This window comes from uncultured Mobiluncus sp., from assembly GCF_947087965.1.
GTDB lineage: Bacteria > Actinomycetota > Actinomycetes > Actinomycetales > Actinomycetaceae > Mobiluncus.
In genome coordinates, this window is sequence record NZ_CAMUES010000002.1 from 172,910 (window position 1) to 196,158 (window position 23,249).

The 23,249-nt window shown below is 56.3% G+C and carries 18 protein-coding genes; 7 read left to right on the forward strand and 11 right to left on the reverse strand.

What is annotated here, in order from left to right; translation table 11 throughout:
- Both Q0V70_RS02805 and Q0V70_RS02810 read right to left on the reverse strand, forming a co-directional pair.
- On the reverse strand, positions 1 to 990 hold the full coding sequence (locus Q0V70_RS02805) for a bile acid:sodium symporter family protein (RefSeq protein WP_297588145.1): 990 nt from the start codon (positions 988 to 990) through the stop codon (positions 1 to 3).
- A gap of 34 nt (positions 991 to 1,024) precedes the next feature.
- Positions 1,025 to 1,309, reverse strand: a complete 285-nt coding sequence (locus tag Q0V70_RS02810; RefSeq protein WP_297588147.1) for a YciI family protein — start codon at positions 1,307 to 1,309, stop codon at positions 1,025 to 1,027.
- A gap of 81 nt (positions 1,310 to 1,390) precedes the next feature.
- Between Q0V70_RS02810 and uvrA the strand changes: the two genes are divergently transcribed.
- Positions 1,391 to 4,240, forward strand: coding sequence for an excinuclease ABC subunit UvrA (gene uvrA / locus Q0V70_RS02815; protein WP_297588150.1), 2,850 nt, complete (start codon positions 1,391 to 1,393; stop codon positions 4,238 to 4,240).
- Positions 4,237 to 4,629, forward strand: a complete 393-nt coding sequence (gene msrB / locus Q0V70_RS02820) for a peptide-methionine (R)-S-oxide reductase MsrB (protein ID WP_297588152.1) — start codon at positions 4,237 to 4,239, stop codon at positions 4,627 to 4,629. The genes uvrA and msrB overlap by 4 nt, the downstream gene beginning before the upstream one ends.
- 104 nt (positions 4,630 to 4,733) lie before the next feature.
- Here msrB and Q0V70_RS02825 read toward each other — a convergent pair whose 3' ends face one another.
- Together Q0V70_RS02825 and Q0V70_RS02830 are read right to left on the reverse strand one after the other, a co-directional pair.
- The gene (locus Q0V70_RS02825; RefSeq protein WP_297588154.1) at positions 4,734 to 5,594 is read right to left on the reverse strand and encodes a hypothetical protein; all 861 of its coding nucleotides are present in this window, start codon (positions 5,592 to 5,594) and stop codon (positions 4,734 to 4,736) included.
- Positions 5,595 to 5,660: 66 nt separating this feature from the next.
- The gene (locus tag Q0V70_RS02830) at positions 5,661 to 10,751 is read right to left on the reverse strand and encodes a DUF3320 domain-containing protein (protein ID WP_297588156.1); all 5,091 of its coding nucleotides are present in this window, start codon (positions 10,749 to 10,751) and stop codon (positions 5,661 to 5,663) included.
- A gap of 170 nt (positions 10,752 to 10,921) precedes the next feature.
- Between Q0V70_RS02830 and Q0V70_RS02835 the strand changes: the two genes are divergently transcribed.
- From Q0V70_RS02835 to Q0V70_RS02850, 4 genes are all read left to right on the forward strand, one after another.
- The gene (locus Q0V70_RS02835; RefSeq protein ID WP_282921577.1) at positions 10,922 to 11,368 is read left to right on the forward strand and encodes an FHA domain-containing protein; all 447 of its coding nucleotides are present in this window, start codon (positions 10,922 to 10,924) and stop codon (positions 11,366 to 11,368) included.
- Positions 11,365 to 12,102, forward strand: a complete 738-nt coding sequence (locus tag Q0V70_RS02840; RefSeq protein WP_297588159.1) for a MerR family transcriptional regulator — start codon at positions 11,365 to 11,367, stop codon at positions 12,100 to 12,102. Before Q0V70_RS02835 ends, Q0V70_RS02840 begins: the two co-directional genes overlap by 4 nt.
- A gap of 190 nt (positions 12,103 to 12,292) precedes the next feature.
- Positions 12,293 to 12,814, forward strand: coding sequence for a MerR family transcriptional regulator (locus Q0V70_RS02845; protein ID WP_297588608.1), 522 nt, complete (start codon positions 12,293 to 12,295; stop codon positions 12,812 to 12,814).
- Positions 12,815 to 13,091: 277 nt separating this feature from the next.
- Positions 13,092 to 13,442, forward strand: coding sequence for an RNA polymerase-binding protein RbpA (locus Q0V70_RS02850; RefSeq protein ID WP_297588162.1), 351 nt, complete (start codon positions 13,092 to 13,094; stop codon positions 13,440 to 13,442).
- Positions 13,443 to 13,504: 62 nt separating this feature from the next.
- On the opposite strand, the gene Q0V70_RS02855 is transcribed toward Q0V70_RS02850, so the two are convergent.
- Genes Q0V70_RS02855 through Q0V70_RS02875 form a run of 5 tightly spaced genes read right to left on the reverse strand, consistent with a single transcriptional unit; the run spans position 13,505 to position 20,761 of the window.
- A complete protein-coding gene (locus Q0V70_RS02855; protein ID WP_297588166.1) occupies positions 13,505 to 14,251 on the reverse strand; it encodes a polyprenol monophosphomannose synthase in 747 nt (248 codons plus the stop codon).
- Complete coding sequence (gene lnt, locus Q0V70_RS02860; protein ID WP_297588169.1) at positions 14,238 to 15,833, reverse strand: apolipoprotein N-acyltransferase; 1,596 nt, start codon at positions 15,831 to 15,833, stop codon at positions 14,238 to 14,240. Before lnt ends, Q0V70_RS02855 begins: the two co-directional genes overlap by 14 nt.
- Positions 15,821 to 18,271, reverse strand: coding sequence for an RNA helicase (locus Q0V70_RS02865; protein WP_297588171.1), 2,451 nt, complete (start codon positions 18,269 to 18,271; stop codon positions 15,821 to 15,823). Before Q0V70_RS02865 ends, lnt begins: the two co-directional genes overlap by 13 nt.
- A gap of 12 nt (positions 18,272 to 18,283) precedes the next feature.
- Positions 18,284 to 18,604: a histidine kinase gene (locus tag Q0V70_RS02870; RefSeq protein ID WP_297588174.1), complete on the reverse strand. Its 321-nt coding sequence runs from the start codon at positions 18,602 to 18,604 to the stop codon at positions 18,284 to 18,286.
- Positions 18,605 to 18,613: 9 nt separating this feature from the next.
- Positions 18,614 to 20,761: a WYL domain-containing protein gene (locus tag Q0V70_RS02875; RefSeq protein WP_297588176.1), complete on the reverse strand. Its 2,148-nt coding sequence runs from the start codon at positions 20,759 to 20,761 to the stop codon at positions 18,614 to 18,616.
- A 68-nt stretch (positions 20,762 to 20,829) separates the two neighbouring features.
- Here Q0V70_RS02875 and Q0V70_RS02880 point away from each other — a divergent pair, with 68 nt between their 5' ends.
- The gene (locus Q0V70_RS02880; RefSeq protein ID WP_366126526.1) at positions 20,830 to 22,020 is read left to right on the forward strand and encodes a DUF3866 family protein; all 1,191 of its coding nucleotides are present in this window, start codon (positions 20,830 to 20,832) and stop codon (positions 22,018 to 22,020) included.
- A gap of 17 nt (positions 22,021 to 22,037) precedes the next feature.
- On the opposite strand, the gene hisG is transcribed toward Q0V70_RS02880, so the two are convergent.
- Positions 22,038 to 22,886 (reverse strand): ATP phosphoribosyltransferase, encoded by an 849-nt coding sequence (gene hisG, locus Q0V70_RS02885; RefSeq protein WP_297588180.1) that lies wholly within the window; start codon positions 22,884 to 22,886, stop codon positions 22,038 to 22,040.
- Between the two features lie 73 nt (positions 22,887 to 22,959).
- A complete protein-coding gene (locus Q0V70_RS02890) occupies positions 22,960 to 23,223 on the reverse strand; it encodes a phosphoribosyl-ATP diphosphatase (RefSeq protein WP_282921585.1) in 264 nt (87 codons plus the stop codon).
- Between the last annotated feature and the right edge of the window lie 26 nt (positions 23,224 to 23,249).

Here is a 23,249-nt window from a genome sequence, read left to right on the forward strand (position 1 = left end):
TCAGAAATCAGCTTTCCAGGAACCGGCACCGCGTCCCAGCTGTGAAGCAATAACCGAACACATAATGAGCTGCTCTAAATGCAGCAACATAATGGGTACCGCAATGGCGCCAAACATGGAAGTCGGAAAAATAATCATGGCCATCGGTAGGCCGGTAGCCAGAGACTTTTTCGAGCCGCACATCATGGCGGCAATACGGTCGGCACGATTCAAAGCGCAGAGTTTTCCCCACCCAAACCACGTTAAAATCAGCATGATACCAACGATGACGAAGGCATCCACCCCAATCAGCACGAAGTCTACAGCCCCCACGGTGTCCCACAAACCATGCAGCTTCGCGCCGGAAACAGCCGAAACCACCACCAGGTAAATCGTGCCTTTATCGACTGTTTTCGTGATGATGGGGTGAGCGTTCAACCAGTTGCGGGTCCACCGTCCGCTGAGCTGACCCAGCACGAACGGCAGCAAAATCAATACGGCAATATCGCGTAGAGTCGTCAGCGAGACGGTCCCGGCCTTGCCTAGTAGCAACAGGACCAACAGGGGAGTTGCGAACGTCCCGACCAGGTTAGAGATAGTGGCGGCCGTGACCGCTCCGGCGACATTGCCCCCGGCGATGGACGTAAAACCGATGGAGGACTGTACCGTGGATGGCAGCAGGCAGGTGTAATACATGCCCAAGGCAAAACTGGCCCCCAAGAACCACCCGGAGACTTGATAGTTCAAAAACCCCAGCAGGGGATAGAGCACAAAAGTCGATGCCAGAATGACCAGCTGCAGGCGGTAGTTCTTAAGCCCGCCCATGACCTCGGCAGTTTTCAGGCGTGCCCCGTAGACAAAGAACAGTACAGCAATCGCATAGTGGCTAACCTCTCCCACAAATGTCACTACTGCGGCAGGCAACGGTATAAAAATCCCCGCAATCATAATCAACAGCAGGGTAAAAACAAACCAGTCTACGTAGGTAAAAAACCAACGGATAAAAGGCATGGAATCGTGCCAACCAACTATGCAGTATCAGCAGTTAGGAACCGATGGCCGGTCCCCACAGGTGGGTCTCGATTTCCTGCACGATGCCATGAACCTGGTTGGGATCGTGTTTCAGATACGTCAACGCTTCCTCCGGAGTCTCAACGTTCATCAGCAGCAGCGCGCCGGGTTTTTCGGTTTCGTTCATCCAGGCGCCGGCTGCCTGAAGTTTCCCGGATTTTTCCAAGTTCCCCAGGTAAGCCAGATGTTCGGGTCGAATTGTGGCTCGGTCGGCCTCACGGGCGGGGTCATAGTGGTAGATAACAACGACTTTACTCATAGCTCAATTCTAGGCACGTGCCACGCGCAACGAAAACCGGCCCGAATCGTCAGAAACTCCCGGGGGCATTAAACTGAACAGGTGCATGAAACTTTGAAAGTCCACGGAGCGCGTGAACATAACCTCAAGGCCGTTAACGTTGAAATTCCTAGGAATGCCTTGGTGGTGTTCACTGGTTTATCCGGCTCTGGCAAGTCGTCGTTAGCTTTTGACACGATTTTTGCCGAAGGGCAACGCCGTTACGTGGAATCCCTGTCCTCCTATGCCCGGCAGTTCTTGGGGCGGATGGACAAACCCGTGGTCGACTTCATCGAGGGGCTGTCTCCCGCGGTGTCGATTGACCAAAAGTCTACGTCTCACAACCCGCGCTCTACAGTAGGCACCATTACCGAGATTTACGACTATTTGCGCCTGCTGTTTGCGCGAGCCGGCACCCAATACTGTCCCGTGTGCGGCGAGGAAATTACAGCCCAGTCTGCGGAACAAATTGTGAACTGGCTGTTCACTTTGGGGGAGGGGACCCGATTAGAGGTCTTGGCTCCGGTGGTTCGCGGACGTAAAGGCGAGTACTCGGAACTGTTTGCGCAACTGGCTGCCAAGGGTTTTACCCGGATGCGGGTGGACGGCGAGAATCATCGCCTGGAAGAACCCCCGACTCTCGAAAAACAGCTGAAACACGATATTTCGGTGTCGGTTGACCGGGTGGTCATCAGGGAGGGTTCCCGTTCGCGGGTGGCGGATTCTATCGAGACTGCTCTGGCGCTGGCAGAAGGACTGGTGGTGGTTGATTTTGTTGACCGCGACCCGGAGGATCCCGAACGTAGCCGTCGTTTTTCGGAAAAACGAGCCTGTCCGAATAATCATCCGCTGGCTTTGGAAGAAATCGAGCCGCGCACGTTTTCCTTTAACGCACCGTACGGCGCCTGTCCCGATTGTTCCGGGATTGGCTCCCGTTTGGTCATTGACCCTGAACTTGTGGTGCCCAATCCCGAATTGACCTTGCGCGAAGGTGCCGTCAGTCCTTGGACCAGTTCCAAAGACACCATGGAGCGCATCTTAAAAGGGCTGGGTGACGAGGTAGGTTTTGACCTCGATACTCCGTGGCAGGATTTGTCCGAGCAGGTGCGTGAATATCTGATGTGGGGCAAGAACTATAAGGTACGGGTGAAGTATCGCAACCGGTGGGGGCGCGAACGGGTCTACACCACCGGTTTCGAGGGCGCCGCGAACTATATCCAGCGTCGCTACGATGAAACCGACTCTGATTTTTCCAAAGCGAAATATGAAGGCTATATGCGGGAAGTGCCCTGTCCGACGTGTCAGGGGCGGCGCTTGAAGCCTGAAGTTTTAGCGGTTCGTATCGGGGAGCTTAATATTTCTGAACTGACCGATTTGGCCATCGACGAAGTTCAATCCTATTTAAGAGATATTCCTTTATCTGGTATGAAAGCTAAAATTGCCGCACCGATTTTACAAGAGGTCCGGGCGCGACTGTCGTTCCTCATAGACGTGGGGTTGAACTACCTGACGCTATCGCGAGCGGCAAATACTCTCTCCGGGGGCGAGGCCCAGCGCATTCGCTTAGCTACCCAGATTGGATCTGGACTGGTAGGCGTGCTCTATGTGCTAGACGAGCCTTCCATCGGTTTGCACCAGCGCGATAATCAACGCCTCATCGATACCTTGAAAGGTTTGCGCGACTTAGGCAATACCCTCATCGTGGTGGAGCACGATGAGGACACTATCCGGTCGGCCGACTGGGTGGTGGACATCGGTCCCGGAGCGGGGGAGGCCGGGGGACAAATCGTCCATTCCGGGACGGTGGAGGATTTGCTGACAAACCAATCCTCACTGACCGCAGACTATTTGGCCGGACGGAAATCAATCGAAATCCCACGTCAACGCCGCAAACCTGACCCACAGCGGATTTTGACGGTAAGGGGGGCGCGAGAAAATAACCTGCAGAACATAGACGTGTCGTTCCCCCTGGGTTGCCTCATCGCGGTTACCGGGGTTTCCGGTTCCGGGAAATCCACCCTGGTTAACTCTATTTTGTACCAGACGCTAGCCCGAGATCTGAACCGAGCCCACGTGGTTCCGGGACGTCACAAGCAGATTGAGGGCACGGCTCATCTGGACAAAGTTATTCACGTGGATCAATCGCCCATCGGCCGCACCCCACGGTCGAATCCAGCGACTTATACCGGTGTTTGGGATGCGATTCGGAAATTGTTTGCCCAGACCGAAGAAGCGCGGATTCGTGGGTATGGACCCGGACGGTTTTCCTTTAACGTCAAAGGCGGACGCTGTGAAGCCTGCCGCGGCGACGGTACCTTGAAAATCGAGATGAACTTCTTGCCCGACGTCTATGTGCCCTGTGAAGTTTGCGGCGGGGCGCGTTATAACCGGGAAACCCTGGAAGTGTACTATCACGGAAAAAATGTTCGCGATGTTTTGGATATGCCGATTTCTCAAGCCGCGCAGTTCTTTTCCTCCATCCCCGGCGTGTCTCGCTACCTGGACACTTTGACCGCGGTTGGCTTGGGATATGTAAAGCTCGGCCAGAGCGCAACCACGCTGTCCGGTGGGGAAGCCCAGCGAGTCAAGCTGGCCAGCGAACTACATAAGCGCACAAATGGACGCGCTATCTATGTACTCGACGAACCGACCACCGGTCTGCACGTCGACGACATCCGCAAACTCATGGCCATCCTGCAGGGACTGGTCGAGAAAGGAAACACCGTGGTGGTCATCGAGCACAACCTCGATGTCATCAAGTGCGCCGACTGGGTTATTGACCTCGGCCCGGAAGGCGGTAAGGGTGGTGGTACCGTGGTCGCGGAGGGCACTCCCGAGGCCGTGGCGCAGGTATCCGGTTCGTTTACCGGGCAATATCTGGCAACAATCCTGAAACCGAAAGGTAAAAAATGACTGTAGATGTTAGCGATGCGGAATGGAAAGCTCGGCTGAGCCCACGTGCTTATGCAGTGTTACGGCAAGCCGCTACAGAGCGACCAGGCACCGGGGAACTACTCCATGAAACACGTGCCGGTCTCTACAGTTGCGGAGCGTGCGGGGAGCCGCTGTTCGATGCCAATACGAAGTTTGACTCCGGATGCGGTTGGCCGAGCTTTTTCGAGGCGAAGCCGGGAGCGGTACGCGAAGTCACCGATACCTCTCACGGCATGATTCGCACCGAAGTTCGCTGCGCCAACTGCGGCTCCCACTTGGGACACGTGTTCCCGGACGCGCCGCAAACTCCGACCGGCAACCGGTTTTGCATGAATTCGGTGGCCCTGAGTTTCCGACCCCAGGAGTGACCCGCTGTCCCGCTAGCTGACGGCGTATTGGCCTCCTCGAGCGATGACACAGGCCGTGGTAACTGGATGAGTTCCGAAACAGACTCAGGAATCTAAGGGAAACTTTAGAGGGTAGCCTTTTCTAGCAACTTGTCATCCGACCCCAGACCGGTCAAGTCCACGACCCGGCCGTTGGCAATGTACAGGGGGGTTCCAGCACTGTCACGTCCGAGGCTCTTAATCCGCTGTTCGGCCAGAATATTAATTGCCTGCAAGCCAGACTCCGGGGTTGCCGGAGGAACAGACTTGTAATCGATGCCGTGTGCGGCAGCTATTTTAGCCAGCTCGGCATCAGGTTCGCGGATTGTCTGCGCCCACTCGGTATTATTCTGGTTCTTTTCGTAATCAGCCGACTTGTAGCTATTCATCGCGAACCCGGTCAAATCTTTGCTGAGTTCCCACAGCTTGTCAGGGTGATGTTCCGCTGTCCAATACATGAGATTATTCGCGGAATAAGCTATGTTGGGGAATTTTAACTGCTGGGCATGGGTCAGGGTCGGCCGCAACACAACAATGGCTTTACCACCCTCTACCAAGTCATTGAGCTGTTGGCCATCATTGAGTTGGGCTTCGACGTCGTTACAGATATTGCACAAGTAGTCGTAGTACAGTTCCAGGACCTTGGTGCCTTTCTTTGCTTCGGCGGTGATTTCTTCGTTCGTCAAAACTTTTCCGCCTTTGAGCCAAATACCCCGTCCAGTTTCGTAGGTTTGGGGTTCGGCGAAGTCAATCATCGTTTTCGTACCGGCGATGGTATCCGCAGGCTGGGCCGCGAGCTCGTGTTTCGTGGTTGCAATCTTAATAAACACGATAACCAAGGCCAGCACAATGGCGACCAATACAATAGCCAGAACGGTGCCGGAGCGATTACCAGGCCTAGATACCGTCAGATTTGGCTTAGACGAACCATTTTTTCGTTTTGACATCTGTGAACTCCAATCACTTACCGCCATTAAACCCTGAGTGGCAGGCACGTTTCAACATTTGAAAAATTATTGCAGATACAAATGACCCGCCCGGCGCCGCAGACGACCCGCCTGTTCCAAAGATTTCAGCCCGGCTTGCATTCGCTGACGAATATCTGTGCGTGCCGGAGTTAGATCCAAGACGCGCGCGACTGCTTCAGAGGTTTCCTCCTCCAGAGGGTGCTGTGTGTCAATAACCCAGGTCAAAGCGTTATTAAACTCCTCATCACAGATGTCCACCAGAGCGCGTTGGCCATAAATCGATCCGGTCCGGAAAACGGTAAAGTTCTGGGCAGAGGTGCCGGCAGGCCAGATGAACGTACCGAATTTGGTGACGTCTTGGTGAACATCGGAATCGAGCAATTCTAAGATTTTTTGACGACGTTTCGGGTGTAACCGTTGCATTCCGAACGCGTCGGCGACGAGTTTAGCCAGCCGAGCCTCCCCGATGGGACCTTCCGTATAGAGTACTTGTGCCATCGCATCCGCCACGGCGGCGGCATTGGCAGGATCCTGCAGATCGTCGAGGACTTCCTTGGAACCCTGGGACTGCAGGGGTTTACCGCGAGGTACGAACGGTTGCGGAACCGCAGCAGTAACGGCGTCAGCAGGAATTTGGGCGGTGAAATTGGGGATTACGGGTTCGGTAACTATCGGTTCGGAAGGTTCTGGTATTGGATTCATCAGGGGGTTCGCCGGAACCGGGGCGGTAGACGGCTTATCGGCATCTTCGGGGGACTCCTCAGGCAAGAAGAGGGGGGCAAACGCACCCAGACCGGGCTTAGAAATCTTGCCTAGCTCCGTGTTGGCAGCAGGATTTTGAGCGAGCTCAATAAAAACGTCGGTTTCTTGGTCGCCGAGTTGGTCGCCGAGAGTGGGAGCATCAGGAGCCGGGGTGAGCTCCTCACGGTCCAGATGTGTAAAAGCGTCAGCGGGCATGTCAGCAATGACCGGTAGCGCAGAGTGGGTTTTGCGTTGCCCGGCCGGGGGAAGGTCTTCAATTCGGGCGGAGGGCGATTCAACCGGGGTCGGCGTGGGATGCTCCGGCTGGGGTTCACGCGGCACAACTGCGGTTTCCTCCGGAGATGCTGTCTGAGCGGGAGCTGCAGAGGTGTCCTCGGTCTGGAGACGAGCTGCGGCCTCGCGCAGGGGTTGAGGTAGGTTCCATTCAGTTTCATCAGGAACTTCCCAAGGCTCGTCGCCGCGGTTATTTTGAGCGGCCGCGATGCGTGAGGGAGAGGTATAGCGGTCGTCACTAGCCACCGAACCATCGGTAACGTCTCCCGGAAAGGCCAGGTCCAAGGCTATGGAAACGAGACGCCGGGTCACTTCATCCGTGTTGTCCATCAGCTGAGTTAAATACACATGTTCGATAGCGCCGAAACCGCAGTTTTCCAGTAGGTACTGGGGCACGCCGACTTCGCGATCCCACGCAGAACGCACCTCTCGTTGCTCGGGGCTGTCCAGAATCAGGCCCAGCCAAGGCGCACCCCTGTCTCCGCGAACCGCTAGGTCTAGGCGTAACGGAGCTGGCCCCAAATTGGTGCGAACTTCCAGCCCCGCATGGCTTAGCAGCCGAGCGAGGTAGTCTCGCACTGCGGAAACGGGAGCGGCATCCCGGGCTATGCCAGGGGCGTTCAAAATATCTTGCAAGAAATCTGGCAGTGAGGATTGGTCTAGATCACGGTTCACTACGAACAGCACCTGACGATTAGTCTCTAGCAAGATTCGGGTCCAGGTCAGGGACGGGTCACGTGTGAGAGCGGATTTCGATGTTTCCGGCTGGGGGGTGGAGCCGAGGAAACACACCAATAAATCACAGGGGGCACCACCTTCACCATCGCCATAACCTCCGCCGAGTTCCGATACGCTCATAGCCGCATGGGGAAATGCAGCGCCGGCTGCACCCAGGTGCGTGACGCGAAGATTCATCAAATTAATGTCGCCCTGCCGATTCGCTTCATTGAGATACCAGCGAATTCCTGCCGCTAGCTCAGAAGTCCAGGTCAGCGCCGTGACGGATTTACCGCGGTTCTTCAGGCACAGATTCATCAGCAAATTTCCGGCCTTTTCAAACCACACATAGTCGGCTCCAGACCCCCTCCAGCCGGGATTTTCGTTGGCGAGGTGTAGGGGCACGGGGTGAAGTGCCGGGGGAAACTCTATGATTGAAACCGGTTGCGACTGAGTCTGCGCTACCGGCCATGTTTCTAACTTGTCAGGTATCAGCAGTTGCGCTAGGCGACTGGGAGTGGGTGTCAAATCTCGACCGTAGCGGGTAGTGAGTTCGTACTCAGGAAAACCGGCAGCTTTCGCGAACTCGTAAGCGTTGCGCGCCCGACCTTTTGCGAAACTGGTGGTCGCTGGCAGAACGGCGACAAACATCGCTTGGGCGGCGCCAGCCAGGGCTTTCACCACAGACCCGCAAGGCAGTTCGGTGGCGTCCAAAATGATTACCGCATCAAAGCTGGTGTTTTGGTCAGCAAAATCGGGCAAATGAGTGATGACTTCTAACGGAGTTAAACCCACAATCGGGGTACGGGTGAGGACACCTTCTAAATCTTCGCGTAAAGCTTGGTGAATGGAAAAATCCTCGGAACGCAGTCGTGCCCCAAAACGGCGCAAGGTCTCTTTGTCGGCTCGCTGGGCAAACTCGCCTGCCGCGGAAATGACTTCATTGATAATTTCGCGACGAGCTTCCGTGCAATTCAATGACAGGCGTTCCACTTGGGCCGCGTGGGTCACCGGATCAAACCCCTGTTGCGCTAAAGCCCGCTGGCGTTCACGTACCGCAGCAACCGAAAGGGCGTGCTCGAGTACTCCTTGAATGGCCATTCCGCTGAGCGTCCCCTCAGACACCCAGGTGACGAGGTCATCTAAACCCAAGGCACTCAGCTTGGGGGTCAGCGTCCGGAAAGCCAAAATATCGTCAAGCGTCGAGTCCTCAGAGCTGAGCGACGAGGCCCAAACCTTACGAACCTGCAGGTAACGACCCAGGGGCGGCAGGCCTTGTGACCAGGTTTCCAAATCCGAGGTAGCCACCTGCAAGGACTGCAAAACATCAGCAAAAGACTGGGAAATGGCCCGAACTTGCTGACCTAAATGGCCGCCTTGACGAGCCAGCGGCATTAAAGATTCCAAATCTGATCGTCGGTTGGGCAAATAGTGGCTCAGCTCAATCGCGCTCAGCACCGTATCGGCGTGATTTGAGAATTTTTCGCGGGCGTCTGGAGCTAAAGTGTCAAAATCTTTCAATCCCAGCACGGGGTTGGCGCCAATCCGCAATGCCAGGGCTTCGGCGCGCATTCGCAGGGCGTTGAGGTCCTCTAGCAAGTCCGCCACCTTATTAGGGGTAACCGGTCCCGTCAAGTAGGGCTGCAGCTGCGCCAAAACGGCTTTGCGCCTACTGTTGCGGGTAAATCCTCCGGAAGCTTCCGCGTGGCGTGCATCCATCAATAAGTCCAGGTCTTTACCGGAATGATAGGCCGGACCGGCAATTTCCAGCAGTGGAGTAGCCTCTTCCCACAAATCCCGCAAGGACTGCTGCAAAGTCTCAATGGCGGAAGTAACGGTACGGCGTTCGGGCTCGGTAAGCACGACCGGAGCTCTGCCGTATCCAATCTCTAACAAATCCAGCCATCGGGCAAAAATCGGCCAGGCTGCTAGCTCGGAAGTGGCGGACATGATTTCCAGCACGGCGGGGTGAGCTTGGGTAATGGCTTCTTCCAAGGCTTTCAGAGCCAATTTCAGTTCAGTACGGTCTACATTGCGCGCGGTTTCACCTACGAGAGACCAGGGATTAGCGCCGAGACCATTAACCGAGTTGGCATCCAGATTTGCCAGTTCCTTACCAAGTTTTGCTGCAGCAGACCGGTCGTTGGACAGGTAGGGGAAATTCGGAGCCGCTGCCAACCGGCCCGCCAAGACTCGTTCCTCGGGCTCCAGCTCAGCGGCAGTCATGATTTGCGCGGTATAGGCCTGCCATGCCGAAACGTGGTTGGGGCCGACCTCGTGAATCTGGTTCAGGTACAAATCCAAATCTTGGGACAGGGTTTTCAGGGAAGCCCGGCAGGAATCAAGGTATCCCGCATCAGCGTTGACCGGCCGATCCCAAGCCGCCCGAAGCAGCGCCTGGCTGCGTTCATCGCGTTTTTCAACTTGGGGGTCAAGGGTGAGGAACACGTGTTCAAACCCGGCTTTCCGAACCCGATTGCGCAGATTTTTCAGACTGGTTCGGCTGCCCACTACCAGTACGGAGTGTTCCTGCACGAGGGACTGTGCCAGGGCGTTCACGACGGCATCGGTTTTTCCCGTCGCCGGAACGCCAGAAAGAATGAGACTGTGGCCTTGTCCAAAGAATTTCGGTACTAGCAACTGTTTGCGGTCGGCCTTCAGGGGGGCAAAAATATCTCCGGATAGGGTAGTAGCGTCGCTGTCTTCGGAAAGTTGCGTGGGGGAGCTGCTAGTGGCATAGCGCTGCACCAGGGCGGAGCTGCGGTAATCCTCCAGGTGAGCTTTCAGGTCGGCCGCCGCTGTAGACCAGTCACAATGGGCCAACCCCACGGCAGCTTGGCGTTCCAGATGCATTTTGTCCTGGAGGGGGCTGTGTTTTAAAGCTTCCTGTAACGCCTCCAGAATGGCATCAAGGTCCAGACCACGGGCGCTTCGTCCCGCGCCCACCCAGCGGGAAGGTATCTGAAACTTTTGCTGCAACAAACGTACTAACGTGCTGTTGAGATTCAGCTTTTCGTCTTTTGCCAGCTGTAAGAATCCTAGCGGACTGTCAAGGTCAGGACTCAGCCGGCCCTGAAACACGGGGAAGCGGAGATTGCCGCGGTTCGCGACCAGAAAACCGAGAGCGAGCTGCAGTTCCAGTCCGTCACTACGGTTCGCCACCAGCCAGCGCCAGTGTTCAGCGGTGGTGAGCTGGGTATCGGCGTCCCCAGAAGCGTCAGAAAGCTGGAAAGTGCCGCCAGCACGCAGCTGGCGATAGGTCGTGTTCAAAGAACCATCGGAGAAAGGGAAAGTTAGCGCGGCGACAGGAGACGCCAGGGGAGTGACTCCGACCTGCTTATCAGTCAGAGAAAGCGCCCATTCAAGGTAGGCTGCATCGGCCACTGTAATGCCCCTTTTGACCTGGTTTCTATCTGAATACTTACATGCAAATGTCATTTTAGGGTCTATGATACCCTTCGAGCTTGTGACAGTCCGGAAGGTAACAAATTGGTTAACTTTTTTTCGGCGCTTCTACTAAAGTAGAGATACCAAGATTTTTAAAGGAGGACGAAGTGTCGGAAACGAATCCAGGACCGGATCCTACTGAAACTGCAGTTTTTGGAGCTATCGGCAGTATTACTGAAACGGAACCAGAACTGGGTAAGCGAGTTTTGTCCTCCGCAGACGAGGAGGCCGTAGCGGCTCTGCCTGCAGGTTCGGCACTGCTCATCGTGCAGCGTGGCCCTTCCGCGGGGGCGCGTTTCCTGCTCGATACGGACCGCATTACCGCGGGGCGGCATCCCAAGTCAGATATTTTCCTCGATGATGTGACGGTTTCTCGCCGGCATTGCGAGTTTATCCGTCAAGAAAACGGTTACCTGGTTCGCGATGTCGGCTCACTCAACGGTACCTATATTGACCGGGAAAGAGTGGAGTCTCACCTGCTGACACCGGGGGAGGAAGTCCAGATTGGCAAGTTTCGATTGGCTTACTACCCGGCGGTGAATTTTAAGCAATGAATCAGGCAGCCCGAAAAGTCAATGACGTTGACGGGTCGTGGCCTCCAGAGGTAAGTCATGAGCCGACTATGTCCATTGGACGAGTGCACGAGATTATCGTGAAGGAATTTCCTTCAGTGTCTCAGGCTAAATTGCGCAATTTTGAGAAGCACGGGATTGTCTGCCCGGCTCGGATGTCCAATGGTTACCGCGGCTATTCCCAGGCCGATTTAGAGCGCATTCGCTACGCCCTGAAAGCTCAGCGTGACAGTTACCTGCCGCTGAATCAGATAGGCGAAAATTTGCGGCTCTTGGATTTGGGGGAGGAGCCCCTACCGGTGCAGCCGGTCATGCGGGTTGTGGCTTCGGAGGGCCAGGTGCGTCTGCCGAACCATTCCCGCATCTCGTTGCGAGATTTACTGGTTTATACCGGCGCTTCCGAGGAACTGTTGGAAAAAGCGGTCAATGCCAAGCTGATTACCCCGGATTTTTCTTCCCGGTTTTCTTCCGGTGCGGTCGCGGTGGTGCAGGCGTTGGAAGTCTTGGAGAAACAGGGTATCGAGCCGCGGAATTTACGCTCCGTTTACTCGGCTGTCAACGCAATTTTGGATTTGATTGACCGGGTGGTGGCTCCGGAACGGCAAAAGAACAACGCCGCCGCCAAGGATCGTGCCCAGGTGCGGGCGGTAGAACTTTCTGCGCAATTGCAGGCTTTAGCCGAGGCTTTGCTGACTGTCGGAGTCGACGAGCTGTAGGCCATCGCCACAGGAGAGGGAACTGTTTGTCTCTCGACCTACCTTGCACTTAAACTTTAAGTGCAAGGTTTGGGCGCGCCGCGCATCAGACCACGTTTCTATGGTGCATAATCTAAAATAGAAACACACTTGAACGGAGGTTGCCTTGGAAAAGCCAAGCAAGACTGGAGTACCGCAAATCAAGCAGGGGATGCTGTTTGGTGAGACTCTGCCAGTCATCGACGAGGAAACCGGTTTTCGCGGACCGACTGCCTGCAAGGCAGCCGGAATTACTTATCGCCAGCTCGACTACTGGGCGCGCACCGGTTTAGTTGAACCGTCCGTGCGCAACGCCCGCGGTTCGGGCTCGCAACGTCTCTATTCTTTCCGGGACTGCCTGTTGCTCAAGGTTGTAAAGCGCCTGCTGGATACCGGCGTTTCGCTGCAACAGATTCGCGTGGCTGTAGCGACCTTGTCCAAGATGGGGGTCGAGGACCTGGCGGGGATTACCCTCATGAGTGACGGTGCTTCGGTTTACGCCTGTACTTCACAAGACGAAGTCATCGACTTGGTGCAGGGCGGTCAGGGTGTGTTTGGTATTGCAGTAGGACGCGTCTGGCACGAAATTGAGGGTGAGCTGGCGCAGCTGCCTGTAGAGAACATCAATGACGACAACGTGGTAGTGCGCGATGAATTGGCAGAGCGTCGCGCACGCCGCCGCCAAGTCAGCTAACAGATTTTTTCGCGCTCACCAGCGCGGTGCCAAAACTTTGGCAAGACAGTGTCCCGGTCGGAGGTTAGGGAGATGCGTTCCGACCGGGACATTTTTTGCACACAAAGTGGGGGGATAGAGCGCTATGTCCCCGGCATACGCAAAATGACATAATATATATTATCGGATTGGAGCGGCACAGCGAGAGAACAATACCAACGCTACAACACCGCTTTTGAGCAAAAATCCCCTAAATCGGTTAGAATGAACCGCTAAGCATAACAAGGAGGCACTAATCGTGGCTGATCGCGCACTACGCGGGATGCGTATGGGTTCCAATTCTCTTGAGTCCGAAGAAGGCGTTGTTTTTGTAGAGCGCCAAAATGTGGACTACACCTGCCCGGAAGGACACGCTTTCGATATTCCCTTCGCGATTGACGCTGAGGTGCCAGATGCCTGGGATTGCCCGATTTGTTCGAAAATCGCAGTACGAAACGGCGCGGAAGACTTCCAAGAAGAAAACACCGCCAAACCGCAGCGCAACCACTGGGAGCATCTCATTGAACGGCGCACCGAGGAAGAACTCCAGATTCTGTTAGACGAGCGCTTGGAGGCTTTGCGCTCTGGCCGGCGGCACTACGGACGGTAACGTTAAAAGCGCTGTCTGTTTCATTATGACGCGGTTTCTTTTCCTAGAAAAATGACATAACACTATGCCAGGTTGCGCAGTTCCCGTATCCGCCATTTAACAACTTCCAGGAACGCTTCCTTGATGATTGACCCGCTCATTTTCGAAGTTCCCGCCCGGCGTTCCACAAAGGTGATGGGCACTTCCACAATCTTGCCCCCCGCCCGGCGCGTCCGCCAGGTCATCTCGATCTGGAAACCATACCCTTTTGATTCAATGACGTAACGCTGCAGCAAACGATTTAGGAAATCGACCCGATAGACCCGAAAACCCGCCGTCGTGTCGGCTACGTCCAGCCTCAGTACCGCATTGACATAAAAGCTGCCCGCCCGACTCAGCAGTTGGCGCGACCTTGACCATCCCGCGGTCGCTCCCCCGCGCCGCCAGCGCGAGCCGATGACTAGGTCCGGGCGACCGCTGCCGTGAGCCAGAGCCAACAAACGCGGTAAGTCCTCAGGCCGGTGCGAGCCGTCGGCATCGAATTCCCCGACCCAGGTAAATCCGTGACTATCCGCCCAGGCAAACGCCGCTAAATACGCTGGTCCCAGACCTTCCTTGCCCGCCCGGTGCAACACGTGAAGCTGCGGGCGGTCCGCGGCTAAGGCATCTGCCAGCTGACCCGTACCGTCAGGCGAGTTATCATCCACGATGAGGATGTGGATCCCCGGTGCTTGGGCCAAAACTTCCCCGATAATCCATTCCAAGTTTTCCCGTTCGTTATAAGTCGGGATAGCGATAACGGTTTTCGCATTGAGATTAGTGTTTTCCACGTTTCCAACTTTCTGTCATAGCTAATAAAACTTGCAAAGCCGCAGCCAGAACCACCAATACCAGCGATCCCAGCCCGAGCAGCCCCCCGATGACGGTGGCGGGGGTAGTTCCGCTGCGCAGGGGAATATCTGTAACGAAACTGCCGGCTGTAAAGTTCGGAATGACCCGGCCTACAATCTGGCCGTGGGCATCAATTCGAGCGGTGGAATCCATGGTGGATACTTGAATAGTGTCCAAAGCGTGTTCGGCGGCGCGAAAGCGGGCAATGGCGAGTTGCTGGTCAGCTTCATCGGAAGAACCAAAGAAAGAATTCGATGTCGGCACGTAGATGAAGTTCGCGCCAGTCACCGCTTGGCGCACCAGGTCATCATCGGCAATCTCGTAACAAATCGGGCTGGCCAAGCGCGTGTCTCGACCGGACAATGAGACCTCGAGCTGGGCCACGCTTTCGCCCGCAACCAAATCCGTGGGAACCAAGGTGGCGAAAGCAGGAATGACAGTGGCAAAGAATTTACGCCAGGGCAGATACTCGCCGAAAGGAACCAGGTGTTTCTTGGCGTAAGTGTCTCGGACCTCCCCGTCTGACCACACCAATATGGTGTTCTGCAGGGAACTGGTGTCAACTTCGTTCCCGGCAAGGCTGGCGACCCCCGGTCCGCGCGCCCCGGCTCCCAACGTTCCGGTGATGAGCGGGGCCTGGAAGGCTGCGGTGACTTCGTTCACCAGCGCGGCGGCACTAGGGCTGGTGCGCGGATCCACGTCTGCCGCGTTTTCTGCCCACAACACCACGTCAACGTGTTGAGCCGTCCGGTGACGCAAACGTAGAGACTCATCCACGTGATTTTGCAGAACTTCATAGCGTTTTCCGAATGCTGTTTGCGGGTCACGGCCCGGCGTATTGCCTTGGACTGCGGCAGCCGTGACATGCCCGGTAATCTCAGGCAATGCGGGGTGTACCAGGGTGGGAAAAACGACAGCAGCCACCAGGGCGGCCAGCGACACAATACGTAGGATCAAGCCGCGGTGTCGGCCCAGAAATTCCAGCGCGGCGGCGGCAATGAACACGCAGACCCCGCTGACCAGCGCACTACCGCCCCACGGCGCCCATGCCAACAACGGCGTGTCCACCACCGCAAAGGCAAGTTTGGCCCAGGGAAACCCCCCGAAAGGAATCAAGGCACGCAGCTGTTCCACCCCGACCCAAGCCAGAGGCGCCCAAATCAGCCGCGCCACCCCAAACAAACGGGGAAAGCGCGGGATGGCCTGTTCCCCGCGCACCCACACTTGTGCAAAGAAACAGATAAACAGCGTCTCTAGAATGGTCAAGGCAATCCACGGCAAGACCGAACCGGCGGAAACCCCGGTCCAGGTCAACTGCGGACCGAAAAAACCGAACCCCCATACTGCGGACACCAACAGAACCCGGCGCCCAGACTTGCCGTGCCGATACTGCCAGCGCAAAGTGCCCAGCAGAATCATGACGGAAGGAATCAGCAACAGCCAGAGATTCCAGTGCGGAAAAGCGAGGGCTCCGGCCACTCCCCCTAAGAAAGACAGGGGCAGAGCTATCAGAAGTCCCACGTCACCACTCCCCGTTTGACCTGGTTGATGACGCTGCGGAATTTCGTGTGCAGAGCCGGATTGAGATTCAGTTTGCGCAGCTGGTCAGCGAGGTCAATGACCTGGCGAATGACCCGCACAAAGTCCCCGGCGCTCATGCCGGTCAGTTCCAGACACTGCCCAAGGCTGATTTCCTGGGCCCACGCCACGACCCCGGGCAGCAAATCCGTTTCCAACGGCGGATAGGCCTCGAGGTAGTGTTCTTGCTGCAGGGTGGCGATTTCAAAGTTAATCCGTGCCATGGATTCCAAGGCCGCGGCCAGGCTGGGGGAAGCCTCGGCTGGAATCAAGCGAGACAAACCTCCGGTGCGATTTTGCGCCAGGCACACGGAGAGCGCCCCCGCCAAATCCGCCACATTCAAATCATCGAAAACGCCGCGGCGCAAGCATTCCACAACCAATAAATCCCGCTCGTTATACACCGATTGCAGCATGGTTCCGGCGTCACGCAGACGGAAATCATCATCAACATAGTCCAGTTCGCGCAATACTTGACAGGTTTGGTCCAGCTGGCGAGCCAGGGACTTGGTGCGGTTTTCAATCCTCTGGCGAGTCATCTGGGCAGATTCCCGATTTTTCGCGGCCTGACGGGCTTTCACCAGGTGTTTGTCTCGGTCGGGACAGCTGTAGACCGGGTGGGATTTCATCTGGGCGCGGGCCTGTTCAATAGCCCGGCGGTCGGCTTGCTGGTTCTCGGGGGTGTTTTCCCCACTGTGGCGCCGCTGTTTGGCCTGCTTTTCCGCTTTGGAAAGGGCGTTCATTAAGTCCAATAGCGCCAGCACGTCCCCGCGCTCACAGCTCGCCGCGCCTGCTTGATCCGCGGCCAATTCTTCAAACCGGCGCAGCTGTGAAAACAGTTTGCGCGAACTCCCCAACGCTACGTATTGAGCAAAAGATTTTTCGACAGTTTCCTTCGCACCCTCCAAGGTAGTGCGGGCCAGCAGGTTTACTGCCATGTTAAAGGTCGGGACGAAAGCTGAGTGCAGCGGGTATGTTTGCTGACTGGCTAGATTGGCCAGCAACTGCGGCGGATTCTTCACTTCCATCAGGGTCAGGGCGTACCCCACCGAGTCAATCCCGCGTCGCCCGGCACGGCCCGTGAGCTGGGTGTACTCCCCCGGCGTCAGGTTTGCGCGCTCCTGGCCGTTCCACTTGTTTAGTGATTCCAAGACGACGGTACGAGCGGGCATATTAATGCCCAGAGCCAGCGTTTCGGTCGCGAAAACCAGGCGAATCAGGCCTTTTGCGAACAGAGATTCTGTCAGCTGCTTTTGAATCGGTAGCAACCCGGCGTGGTGCGGAGCGATACCGGCGGCCAGGGTTTCCTCCCAATTCGAAACGTCAATCGCGCTCAAGTCGCCCTGGCTGAAACCTGCCAGGTTCGTCTCGATTTCGAGGCGAATCTGGTCGGCTTCCGGTTTGGTGGTGAAGCGCAAACCGGCGTCAAATACTTGCGCAGCCGCATCGTTGCAGCCCTGCCGGGAAAAGATAAACACAATCGCCGGAAGCAGGTCTTGCTGTTCCAGGCTGCGCGCTACCGCGGGTCTGTCCGCGCGTATCCGGCGGGGCATGCGGCCGCGGCGTGGCATGACCTGCTGGGCGGCTTGTGCTAAAAGAGCCCGGTTCAGATGTCCGCCCACCTCGCCTTTGGCGAACAGGGGCAGGATTTCTCCCGAGGCACTGACCATAAAATGTTTCAACGGCACCGGCCGGACTGAGGTCGAAACGACCGTGGTAGGACCGCGCAGGGTCTGAAGCCATTGTGCGAACACGTTAGCGTTGGAAATCGTGGCAGAAAGGGAAATGAGTCGCACGGATGCATCGAGGTGAATAATGATTTCTTCCCACACCGGCCCGCGGAAATGATCGGATAGATAGTGGACCTCATCCATAACGACATATCCCAAGTCAGCCAGCGGAGCGGCGGCATAAATCATGTTTCGCAGGACTTCCGTGGTCATCACAATGATGGCGGCGTCGCCGTTTATCGCTGTGTCGCCGGTCAACAGTCCGACGTTTTCCGCACCAAATAACTCCACCAGTTCCAGGTACTTTTGGTTAGATAACGCTTTAATCGGTGTCGTGTAAAACAGGCGTTTGCCCTGGCGCAAAGCCAAGAAAATCCCATACAGGCCAACGATGGTTTTTCCGGCCGAGGTTGGGGCGCTGACCAGGACATCTTGCCTCTTATCAAGTACCTGGCAAGCCTCGATTTGAAAGTCGTCCAAGGGGAAATCGAACAGGGCTTGGAACTCGTAGAGTTCCGGGGACTGTTGGTTTGCTTTGAAAGCCTGATACCGCTGTGCAGGAGAGGGGTTAGCAGCGTCGGCGGCTTCCGTTTGCGCCAATCGCGCGGCGGCTTTCTGGCTTTCGCGGTAACGGTGACGTTTGGGACTCATAGTTTCAGATGTTTACTGCCGCGGTGCCACCAAGTCGTAGCTCGCCCAGCGGTCATGCGCGGCGTTCAGGCGGCGTTGCTTGTTGGCTTTGCGAGCCTGTTTCACCTCGGCGCGAGACACTCGTGCCGCGCTCAAAGTTGCGGGGGCGCCCGTGGGTGCGGGCTTTCGGGCCGGTTCGCGAACCGACTCCGGGGGATCGGCGGCGGGCAGTTCTATGTCACGAACTGTCCGATAGAGATGTAATCCGCGATAAATAATCCACGCGGTTGTGGCCACAAAAATAATCACGGCGCAAATTACTGCGATGAGCCACACGATGCCCTGAACACTCATAGCTCAATCTTACCCGTCCGCAGCTGACTGTGCGGAGTCGACCTGTGCGTAGAGCGCCAGAGCCGCGGCGCCAACTTCACGGGCCGCCAACACCACCGGCTCTATCGCCGGTCCACCAATCATGGCTTCTATATCGGGGGCGAGAATCTGTATTACCCGCTGCAGCCAGGCGGCATCTTTGACTTTCAAACGCACCCGGTACGTAGTCGCGGATTGCTCTACTGTCCGGGCGTGAAGAATCGTGTCCACGTAGGATTTCGCCTGATTTTTTAGCTCCAGGTCCACTGTCTGGTACTTGTAGCTCGGTTTTTGCGGAAGTTTTTCGGGAATTGTCTGCGCGGTGACACGCAGGTCACCGAGGCGATCCAGACGGTACTTGTGCCATTTGTTCTTTTCAAGGTTCACCCCCACCAGATACACATGGTAGCGGTCTGTATAGACCGACCGGGGTGCCACGCGGTGTTCCGCAGTGTCCCAACTGGCGTTCGTGTAAGTGAAAAGGACCGTGTGACCCAGTTCGATGGCCCGGTTTAACGTCTCGATAGAGTTTTGGATGGAGGGCGACACCGTGTTCGCCACCAACTGCGGAGCGGTCAGTTCGTGCGCCTGGACCAACCAAGAGGCGACCTTCAGACGGGCGGTCGCAATCGCCTCTTGTGACGATGGGGCCAGATAACCGGCGACTTCCAACCCCAACAGGAGGGACAACGCCTCGTCACCGTTAAAGGACGGGGGCATCACCCAACTGCGAGAACCGTTGACTTCAATAGTCCCGTCCTTGCGTATCGAAGGCAGGAAACTGTCATAGTCAGATTTTTCGTTGCTGGCGACCGCGTCCAAGTCCAAGAAATCCCAAATAATATTTTTGATGTCCTGAGGTTGTAAGCCAAAGTGTTTAGCCAGTTCATCTACCGTACAGGTGTTGCCTTGCGTGCTCGCATTAAAGATAAACGTCATCACCGCCAGGGATTCGGTCGTCACGCGCGTCTGGTTATCGATAGAAACACCGGTATTGCGCGGAGTGAAATCGTCAAACTTGAGCCGCCCCGTTTCGTACTCTCCCTCCGTCAACCTTAGTTCAGTGAGACTCTGAGCCGCCCGCACGGTCGCTGTCACAAGTTTCGGGGGGTCGAGCACCACCAGGTGGGTCATTGCTTCGGCGGCCAGACGGCTCCAGGTATAGAAATCAGGTCGTTTCGCCCGATACAGATTCCATCCGGAAGGAACCCAGTCTAGCCCAGTCAAACCCAGTTCCGGTCCTGTGCGGGCAAAATCGGAATGCTCACAAATGAGTTCCGCGTTCATTACTGCTTCCGAGGCTTTTGCGGGATCTGCCACAAAGATAACCCGTTCCAGTGGACTCTCCAGAGAAACGTTGCGCGGAGATTCCACGTGTTCCGTAGCATCGAAGGTCTGCCCTGTCACAACCGGATTACTGAGACGGGATAGCTTGAACGTTCGAAAACCTTGGCGGTTTTCGTCAAAACCGCGGACATAAAAAAATCCGCGTGACAGCATCATCATCGTGGGACGCACCTGTCGATGCGTAGATTCGCCGTAGCGGGCCTGGTAATCGAATTCGATGTAATGGCGTGCGGCGATGGCGCGAAAAATGTCTTGGGTCAGACGCGAAATGAGCACCTGCGACTGGACTTCCAACGGATTGTCAGGGTCAATGTCGCTGACGGAACGGACGTGAGAATCAATTTGGGTAAAGTCCCCTTCTAATAATCCCAGCGCCAGGTGGACCCAAACTGATTCGGCTGCATCAAAAGCTAGCGTGGGGCGGCGCGAATCGGGGCGCAGCAGGTATCGGTGTTCCGTTCCCGCATTATTGCGTTTATCATCCACGATGATATCGCCCAGGATTTCGTTGAGGATTTTGATGTCGTTGCGGATTTTGACACTGTAATTTTCATGCGATTGAGCCAAGTCGTCACCGCCGGGGCGAGCTGGGAAGTACGGTCCGATGGCGGCGGTATAGGCAGCGTAGATTTCGTCATAAGTGAGCGGGCGGGCTTCTCGATAAAAAATCGTTAAAAGCCCCTGGTAGCGCCTGGATGCAGAGGCGAGAGCCATGTCAGACGGCAGGTCATCGCGCCATTCATAATCGTCATCTTCATCGAAAATGTCGGGTTCGCTCGGTGCCTGGTGCATAGAAAAATTATAGCGGCGGACTTCCGGGATTGGTCTGGACTCCAGTTTGAAGCGGTTATGCTTAACCCGTGATGATTCGCAAAGCACGTGTTCTGGAAGTGCAGCGCCAGACCCCACATCAGGTTTTGCGCTGCGAAATCGTGGCGGCTCCCCCCCGCCAGGATTCCGGACCCGCCGTGAGTTTCCAGCCCGGCGATACTTGCCGAGCCCTTTGCTACCCGGAGTTGCTCGGAGCCGCGCAGCCCGGCGACATCATCCAGATTGAAGTTTCTCCCCTGGCGAAAGCCTTGGGTACCGGCGGCGAAGCTATGGTTCTGGCTAACGAAACCCGCCTGCCAGCAGACGAATTACCTAATCCCGGACACTTGGTAAAGGCTCGCTACACCCCACATCAAAAGGTCGTGCTGGGTGCCGATGAACCGGACAGTCCCTATCATTCCCTGTTGCGTTCGGCGGATAACCTGGATGAACTTCCCGTCTTGGTGACGGATTTACATTCGGCTCTGCCCGCCATCGTAGTGGGATTCCTGCACCACAGCCCGCATGCCCGTCTGGTCTATATTCAAACTGATGGCGGCGCTCTGCCCCTAGCGTATTCCCGTACCGTGGCCCAATTGCGTGAGTCCGGTAGTTTAGCCGCCACCATCACCTGTGGGCAGTGCTTTGGTGGTGATTACGAGGCCGTCAGTTTTCCTTCCGCCCTGTTCGTGGCGTCCGAGGTGGTCAAGGCCGATGCGGTCATTGTGTCCCAAGGTCCGGGCAACCTGGGTACCGGCACTCGTTGGGGCTATTCGGGGGTGGACGGGGCGCAATTTTTGCATACAGCTTCGGCGTTGAATGGTCATCCCATTGCGGTGCTGCGGATGTCTAGCGGCGACGCGCGTCCCCGGCACTACGGTATTTCGCACCACTCTCTGACCATGCTGACCTGGATGGGGCTGCCCCCGCTGGACGTGGTCCTTCCGGTTTTCGACCTCGACAATCCCGTAGAAAAGGCCCTAGCCGACCCGAAAGGAACGTTCTCTCCCCTGGTGACCTCTCAACTGAGCCTGTTGAGAGAACACCATCGGGTCATCGAACAACCCACCACGGGACTTTACGCAGCCCTGGAAGCCTTCCCGGTGAAACTTTCCACGATGGGGCGAACCCTCAGTGAAGACCCCGCCGCTTTCCTCGCGGCGGCGGCGGCGGGAGCCTACGGAGCGACCGTGCCCACCCGCGAATCCAAGAAACCACAAAACGATTCCAGCGCCGCGTAGCTGACGCTGCACGGCAGTTACAGACGGCACGCTTTCAGGTCCGTCACCAGGATGCCGCGCGCCCCGGCCGCATAGAGACGATCCATAATCAGGTTCACGTCCGTGGCTTTCACCATGACCCGCACGGCTTTCCAAGTGTCCTCAGCCAGGTCAGAAATTGTCGGGGATTCAATGCCGGGCGTAATCGCCAACAGGTCTGCCAGCTGGGCGGAAGGAGCGTTGTAATCCATCAGTACATAGGTTCGCGCCACCATCACGCCCCGCAGACGAGCCGCCAAAGTTTGCAGTTGAGCATGGTTTTCTTGGCCCTCGGCAGTGATTAGCAGGGCTTCCGACTCCAGCAAAGGCTCCCCGAAAGTTTGCAAACCGGCAGCCCGTAGCGTGGAACCGGTTTCGACCACGTCAGCAATTAAATCGGCGATGCCCAACTGTACGGAAGATTCCACCGCGCCGTCCAGGTGTACCACGCGGACTCCGGAAATCTGGTGTTCATCGAGAAACTTTTTCAGCAGCAGGTCATAGGAAGTCGCCACTCGTTTGCCCTGAATGTCCGCCAAATCGTGGAACCGGCCCGCCGGTCCGGCAAACCGAAACGTAGAGCGGGCAAAATCCAAGCCGAGATATTCCACCGCGTCCACCCCGGAATCAATCAACAAATCCCGCCCGGTGATGCCGCAGGACACTACCCCGGAACCAACATACACCGCGATATCACGCGGACGCAGGAAAAAGAACTCGACATCGTTATCCTTGTCGATAATCGTCAACTCGCGTCCGCGCCGGGTCACTTTGTATCCGGCTTCTTTTAACATCGTGACTGCAGGTTCACACAGCGAACCTTTATTCGGCACCGCGATTCGTAACATGGCTGACACTTCCTCTTCTCAAGCTGTGTGTAATGTCTACGGGTGGTTTCAAACGGTTTAGCCAAGCCGCTCTCTACATATGCTGATAAATATCTTGGGGCGTAAAGCCTTTCGCTACCATCATGACCTGCAAGTGATAGATGAGCTGGGACATCTCAATCTGAGCGGCTTCGTCCGATTCGTATTCGCACGCCATCCACACTTCCGCGGCTTCCTCAACAATCTTTTTGCCGATGCCGTGGACTCCCCTGTCGAGCTCCTCAACAGTACGGGACCCCTCCGGGCGTTCGTTCTTTCGGCTCTCGATAATCGCATAAAGGTCTTCAAAGTTATTCACGCTTATAGATTATGCAATGGCAGGAG

Excerpts from the sequence above, each read along its gene's own strand:
- Q0V70_RS02805 (WP_297588145.1), bottom strand. The coding sequence starts at position 990 with ATGCCTTTTATCCGTTGGTTTTTTACCTACGTAGACTGGTTTGTTTTT.
- Q0V70_RS02810 (WP_297588147.1), bottom strand. The coding sequence starts at position 1,309 with ATGAGTAAAGTCGTTGTTATCTACCACTATGACCCCGCCCGTGAGGCC.
- msrB (WP_297588152.1), top strand. The coding sequence starts at position 4,237 with ATGACTGTAGATGTTAGCGATGCGGAATGGAAAGCTCGGCTGAGCCCA.
- Q0V70_RS02825 (WP_297588154.1), bottom strand. The coding sequence starts at position 5,594 with ATGTCAAAACGAAAAAATGGTTCGTCTAAGCCAAATCTGACGGTATCT.
- Q0V70_RS02840 (WP_297588159.1), top strand. The coding sequence starts at position 11,365 with ATGAATCAGGCAGCCCGAAAAGTCAATGACGTTGACGGGTCGTGGCCT.
- Q0V70_RS02845 (WP_297588608.1), top strand. The coding sequence starts at position 12,293 with ATGCTGTTTGGTGAGACTCTGCCAGTCATCGACGAGGAAACCGGTTTT.
- Q0V70_RS02865 (WP_297588171.1), bottom strand. The coding sequence starts at position 18,271 with ATGAGTCCCAAACGTCACCGTTACCGCGAAAGCCAGAAAGCCGCCGCG.
- Q0V70_RS02870 (WP_297588174.1), bottom strand. The coding sequence starts at position 18,604 with ATGAGTGTTCAGGGCATCGTGTGGCTCATCGCAGTAATTTGCGCCGTG.
- Q0V70_RS02875 (WP_297588176.1), bottom strand. The coding sequence starts at position 20,761 with ATGCACCAGGCACCGAGCGAACCCGACATTTTCGATGAAGATGACGAT.
- hisG (WP_297588180.1), bottom strand. The coding sequence starts at position 22,886 with ATGTTACGAATCGCGGTGCCGAATAAAGGTTCGCTGTGTGAACCTGCA.